7 protein-coding genes are annotated in these 5,712 nt (G+C 66.3%); all 7 read left to right on the top strand.

The window, feature by feature from the left end:
- Positions 1-716, top strand: a 716-nt coding sequence (paaA, locus tag AC5RWT_RS33850; protein ID WP_494084042.1) for a 1,2-phenylacetyl-CoA epoxidase subunit PaaA, incomplete at its 5' end; no start/stop codon positions are given.
- Positions 717-740: 24 nt separating this feature from the next.
- The gene (gene paaB, locus AC5RWT_RS33855) at positions 741-1,073 is read left to right on the top strand and encodes a 1,2-phenylacetyl-CoA epoxidase subunit PaaB (RefSeq protein ID WP_494084043.1); all 333 of its coding nucleotides are present in this window, start codon (positions 741-743) and stop codon (positions 1,071-1,073) included.
- A complete protein-coding gene (gene paaC, locus AC5RWT_RS33860; protein WP_494084044.1) occupies positions 1,070-1,897 on the top strand; it encodes a 1,2-phenylacetyl-CoA epoxidase subunit PaaC in 828 nt (275 codons plus the stop codon). Before paaB ends, paaC begins: the two co-directional genes overlap by 4 nt.
- A gap of 32 nt (positions 1,898-1,929) precedes the next feature.
- Positions 1,930-2,481, top strand: a complete 552-nt coding sequence (gene paaD / locus AC5RWT_RS33865; RefSeq protein ID WP_494084045.1) for a 1,2-phenylacetyl-CoA epoxidase subunit PaaD — start codon at positions 1,930-1,932, stop codon at positions 2,479-2,481.
- Complete coding sequence (gene paaE, locus AC5RWT_RS33870) at positions 2,482-3,636, top strand: 1,2-phenylacetyl-CoA epoxidase subunit PaaE (protein WP_493966670.1); 1,155 nt, start codon at positions 2,482-2,484, stop codon at positions 3,634-3,636.
- An 87-nt stretch (positions 3,637-3,723) separates the two neighbouring features.
- The gene (locus AC5RWT_RS33875; protein WP_494084047.1) at positions 3,724-4,491 is read left to right on the top strand and encodes an enoyl-CoA hydratase/isomerase family protein; all 768 of its coding nucleotides are present in this window, start codon (positions 3,724-3,726) and stop codon (positions 4,489-4,491) included.
- Positions 4,492-4,537: 46 nt separating this feature from the next.
- The gene (locus tag AC5RWT_RS33880; RefSeq protein WP_494084046.1) at positions 4,538-5,527 is read left to right on the top strand and encodes a 2-hydroxyacid dehydrogenase; all 990 of its coding nucleotides are present in this window, start codon (positions 4,538-4,540) and stop codon (positions 5,525-5,527) included.
- Positions 5,528-5,712 lie beyond the last annotated feature (185 nt).

The raw sequence follows: 5,712 nt of genomic DNA on the forward strand, positions 1-5,712 counted from the left end.
CCGGCCACGGGCTCTACCTCTACTCCGCCACGGAGACGCTGGGCACCCCGCGCCACGTGCTCAACGAGCAGCTGATGTCGGGCAAGGCCAAGTACTCGTCCATCTTTAACTACCCGGCGAACAGCTGGGCGGACATGGGCGCCATTGGCTGGCTGGTCGACGGCGCCGCTATCGCCAACCAGGTGCCGCTCTGCCGCGCTTCCTACGGCCCGTACGGCCGCGCGATGGTCCGCATCTGTAAGGAAGAGTCCTTCCACCAGCGGCAGGGCTTCGAGATCCTGCTGGAACTGGCCAACGGCACCCCCGCGCAGAAGCAGATGGCCCAGGACGCGGTCAACCGCTTCTACGCCCCGGCACTGATGATGTTCGGCCCCACCGATACCGATTCGCCGAACTCGCAGCAGTCGATGGCCTGGAACATCAAGCGCTTTTCCAACGACGAGCTGCGCTCGCGGTTTGTCGGGATGATCCAGGAGCAGGTCAAGGTCCTGGGCCTGACCCTGCCGGACGACGAGATCCGTTACAACGAGGAAACCGGCCTGTGGGAGCACGGCGAACTCAACTGGGACGAATTCTACGAAGTCCTCGCCGGCCGCGGCCCCTGCAACTCACAGCGGATGGAACGGCGGCGCGAGGCACATGAGAACGGCGCCTGGGTGCGCGAAGCAGCAGCGGCCTACGCGGCCAAGAAGGCACAGAAAGCACAGGTGGCCTAAGTGGCAACAGGAGACCAGACCGCAATGTCCCGGCCCGTTAAGCCGGCACCCGAGGAAAATCCGGCATTGTCGGACAAGCGGCCTTGGCCGCTGTGGGAAGTTTTCGTCCGTTCGTCCCGAGGGCTCTCCCACGTGCACGCAGGCTCGCTGCACGCCCCGGACGCCGAGATGGCCGTGCGCAACGCCCGGGATTTGTACACCCGGCGCAACGAAGGCGTCTCGCTTTGGGTGGTGCCGGCGTCGGCGATTGTGGCCAGCGACCCGGATGCCAAGGACGAATTCTTTGAGTCCCCCAAGGGCAAGGACTACCGCCACGCCACCTACTACACCAAAAGCGAAGGGGTGAAGCACCTGTGAGCGGCGAAAGCGCTACCCGGATCACGCCGGGCAATGCCCTGCGGCCGGAAGATATTGCCCAGCAGGTGACCGACGGCTCCAAGGCCACGGTGGACATCGCCGAGTACGCGCTGCGCCTGGGCGATGACGCCCTGATTCTGGCCCAGCGGCTGGGCTGGTGGATTTCGCGTGCGCCGGAGCTGGAAGAGGACGTGGCGCTGGGCAACATCGCGCTGGACCAGATCGGCCACGCCCGCTCGATCCTCACGTACGCCGGATCCGCTTGGGACAAGACCGAGGACGACCTGGCGTACTGGCGCGGCGAGGACGAGTTCCGCTCGAGCTATCTGGTCGAACAGCCCAACGGCGACTTCGGCAAGACCATTGCCCGCCAGCTGCTCATCGCCACCTACCAGCACGAACTTTACTCGCGGCTGGTGGACTCCCGGGATGAAACGTTGGCAGCCATTGCGGCCAAGGCACTGAAGGAAGTGGATTACCACCGCGACCACGCCACCCAGTGGACCCTTCGCCTGGGTGATGGCACGGAAGAGTCGCACCGGCGCATCACCGCCGGCTTCACCTCGGTCTGGCCGTACGTACAGCAATTGTTCGACGACGACGAGCTGATCGACCGCCTGCCCGGCATCGCCGTGCGGCCCTCGGAACTGCGGCCAGGCTTTGACGCCTACATCGCAGAAGTTTTCGACGAGGCGACGCTTCAGGTTCCGGACGTCCAGCCCGCGATGACGCACAAGTCCCGACTCAAGCACAGCGAATACCTGGGCTACCTGCTCGCCGAGATGCAGGTTCTGGCCCGCGAACACCCCGGCGCCACCTGGTAACAGGGCGGCCTTTCGGAGCATCGGAGCTATTCATGTCCACCAATACCGCGCAACGACCGGCAGAAACCGAGGCGGCCCGCGTCTGGGACGTCGCAGCTACTGTCTGCGACCCGGAAATCCCGGTGCTGAGCATCGAGGACCTCGGAATCCTGCGGTCGGTGTCAGTGCTGGAGGAGTCCGGCCTGGATGATACGGACGACGGCGGCCGGCCGGCGGTCGAGGTAACCATTACCCCGACGTACTCCGGCTGCCCCGCGATGGACGCCATCCGCGACGACATCACGTCCGCGCTGGCGTCCGAGGGATACACGGACGTGCGGGTAAGGCTGGTGCTGGCGCCAGCCTGGACCACGGACTGGATGACTGCCGAGGGCAAGGCGAAGCTGAACGAGTACGGCATCGCCCCGCCGTCGGGCTTGGCGCCGGTCCGCACCGGACCGGTCAAGCTGGGCCTGAGCGTTAAGTGCCCGCGCTGCGATTCGCTCAATACCCGCGAGCTGTCCCGCTATGGCTCCACGTCCTGCAAGGCGCTGTACCAGTGCAATGACTGCCATGAACCCTTCGACTACTTCAAGGTGCTCTAGATGACTACTTCCACCACGGAGGCCCCGGCGGCCAAGCGCCGTGCCACCTTCCACCCGCTGTCCGTCGCCGAGGTCCGCAAGCTGACCGACGAAGCCGTGGAAGTCACGTTCGAGGTGCCGGAGGAACTGCACGGCCAGTACGACTACGTGCCGGGCCAATACGTTGCCTTGCGCACCACGCTGGAGGGCCAGGAGATCCGCCGCAGCTATTCCATTTGCGCCGAGCCGAAGCCGGGCGAAATCCGGGTGGCCATCAAGCGCGATCTCGGCGGCCTGTTCTCGAACTGGGCCAATGACAGCCTCAAGCCCGGAGACATCCTGGACGTGATGAGCCCCACCGGCGCGTTCATCTCGAAGCACCAGATGACTGAGATCAACCACCCGGAACAGATCAATACCGACGCCGAGGTTACTTTCGTGGCGTTCGCCGCCGGGTCCGGTATCACGCCGGTGATCTCGATTGCCCGGACCGTGCTGGCCGCCAACAACAACGTCCGGTTCGATTTGGTCTACGCGAACAAGGCCGCCATGGACGTGATGTTCGTGGAGGAGCTGGCCGACTTGAAGGACAAGTACCCCACCCGCTTCGCGCTGCACCACGTGCTCTCCCGCGAACAGCGCATTTCGCCGCTACTGTCGGGCAGGATCGACGCCGACAAGCTGACGAGCCTGTTCGACAACGTGCTCCGCACCGATGATGTCGACGAGTGGTTCCTCTGCGGCCCGTTCGAACTGGTGCAGCTCTGCCGCGACACCTTGGCCGAACGCGGCGTGACTGCCGACAAGATCCGCTACGAGTTGTTCTCCACCGGCGAGCCGACCAAGCCGCAGGGCAATATCGGCCGCCCGGTGCAGGTCGATCCCAGCGCGGACAACTACGAAATCAACTTCACGCTCGACGGGCTCTCCGGCAAGGTCGCCTCGCCCAAACATGCCCGCGAGTCGGTGCTCAACGCGGCACTGCGGGTCCGCCCCGACGTCCCGTTCGCCTGCGCCGGCGGCGTCTGCGGCACCTGCCGCGCCAAGGTGGTGTCCGGCACGTTCACCATGGAGGAGAACTACGCGCTGGAACCGGACGAGATCGAGCGCGGCTACGTCCTCACCTGCCAGACCCACCCCACCGGCGACGAAATCACCGTCGACTACGACGCGTAGCAACACCGCGGGGGCCGGGCCCTCTGTCCGGCACCCGCGGTCTCTCTTCGACAACCCGGCGCACACCAGGAGAATTGACGCATGAGCATGATCGAACTGTCCATCGAAGACAATGTTGCCGAAGTGGTGCTCAACGCACCGGGCAAGATGAATGCGCTGGATGAGCAGGCAGTCAACGATCTGGGCAAGGCGTATGACGACGCTGCTGCCGCCGGAGTCCGTGCGCTGCTGCTCCGCGGCGAGGGCCGCGGGTTCTGCGCCGGCCGCGATATCTCCCAGGTGGATCCTGCCACCGACGATGCCTACGGCTACCTCTCCGGCGTCGTCACCCCGGTGCTGCGGAAGATGGCAGAGTTCCCCGCCCCCACCTTCGCCGCAGCGCAAGGCGCGGCGCTCGGCGTCGGGCTTGGCCTGCTGATCGCCACGGACGTGGTGTATGTTGCCGATTCGGCGAAGATCGGTTCCCCGTTCGCCAATCTGGGGGCCACGTTGGACTCGGGCGGGCACTGGCTGTTCACCGAGCGGCTCGGCGCACACCGCACCCTGGACCTGATCTACACCGCCGAACTGATGAGCGGCGAGGAAGCAGTGAAGGCCGGCCTGTTCAGCCGCGCCATGCCCGCGGACGAACTGCTGGAAACCACCCGCGGCATCGTCAACAAGGTCGCCCAGGGCGCCACCGGCGCGTTCCGGGCCTCCAAGGAACTGGTGGCCAACATCCGCGACCAGCGGCTGGGCCTGTGGCTGGCCACCGAAGAGGAGAACGCCGCTCAGGGCCGGCTGTGCAAGAGCGACGACTACGCCGAAGGCTTCAAGGCCTTCCAGGAGAAGCGCAAGCCGGTCTTCAAGGGCTGAGGGGCCGCCTCCTGCCTGACTTCCCAGGCTCTGGCAGGATGGCTCCATGAGCACCCAACCGACCGCCCCACCGGACGCTGACTGGACTGTTGCCATCCCTGACCGGGATTTGCTGTCTGCGCTGGGACCGCTTCCGGCCGGAATCAAGGCCGTCGCATGGGATTTCGACGGCGAACCGGACGGGGCGCAGCTGGATCAGATCGACGTCGTCGTGCTGCCCTATCCCGACTCGGCAGCCGCCCTCCCGCAGCTGGCCAGGCTGAAAAACCTGAAGCTGGTGCAGACCCAGACCACCGGCGTCGACGGCATCGCTGCCGCGGTCGGTCCGGACGTCGCGATCGCCAGCGCCGCCGGCGTGCATGCCGCCTCGACCGCCGAACTCGCTGTCGGCCTGGTGCTCGCTTCGCTGCGCGGAATCGACATCGCCGCCCGGGACCAGCCCGAGGCACGGTGGCGCCATGAGCGCCGGCTCTCCCTGGCGGACCGGAAGGTCCTGCTGCTCGGTGTGGGCGGCATCGGCCGGGAAATCGCCCGCCGCCTGGACCCTTTTGAGGTGCAGCTGACCCGCGTCGGCACCCACGCCCGCGACGACAGCGAGGGCCACATCCACGGCACGGGGGAGCTGCAGGAGCTTGCCGCGTCCCACGAGGTGCTCATCGTCATTACACCGCTGACCGACGCAACCCACAGACTGATCGATACCGCGATACTGGCAGCCCTTCCGGACGGTGCGCTGGTGGTCAACGTTGCGCGCGGGGCGGTGGTGGATACGGAGGCCTTGACGGCCGAAGTTGTCTCCGGCCGGTTGAGCTGCGCGCTGGATGTCACCGATCCCGAACCGCTGCCACCGGACCACCCGTTGTGGCGGGCCGCCAACGCGTTGATCACTCCGCACCTGGGCGGCGACACCACGGCGTTCGAACCACGGATCGTCCGCCTCCTCAAGGAGCAGTTGGCGGCTGTCGCAGTCGGCAAGGCACCACAAAACCTGGTGCAGCAGGGCCGCTTTCGCCACGGTACCAATGGAAGGGATTGAGCCGGTTAACCGTGGCACCGCCTCCACCGCACTGTTTCGGGGGCTGGACAACCCTGCGGCGGCGCGAGCAGGATGGAGGCGGCGCGTCGGGCAGCCGCCCAGCGCCGGAGGAGGGATGACCGATGGGCATCATCGTGGCCAACATGTTCCTCACCCTCGACGGCGTGTACCAGGCGCCGGGCGCG

It is taken from the genome of Arthrobacter sp. Dra40, from assembly GCF_059091905.1.

Coding starts and splice junctions, on each gene's coding strand:
- AC5RWT_RS33875 (WP_494084047.1), top strand. CDS start 3,724: ATGATCGAACTGTCCATCGAAGACAATGTTGCCGAAGTGGTGCTCAAC.
- paaE (WP_493966670.1), top strand. CDS start 2,482: ATGACTACTTCCACCACGGAGGCCCCGGCGGCCAAGCGCCGTGCCACC.
- paaB (WP_494084043.1), top strand. CDS start 741: ATGTCCCGGCCCGTTAAGCCGGCACCCGAGGAAAATCCGGCATTGTCG.
- AC5RWT_RS33880 (WP_494084046.1), top strand. CDS start 4,538: ATGAGCACCCAACCGACCGCCCCACCGGACGCTGACTGGACTGTTGCC.
- paaD (WP_494084045.1), top strand. CDS start 1,930: ATGTCCACCAATACCGCGCAACGACCGGCAGAAACCGAGGCGGCCCGC.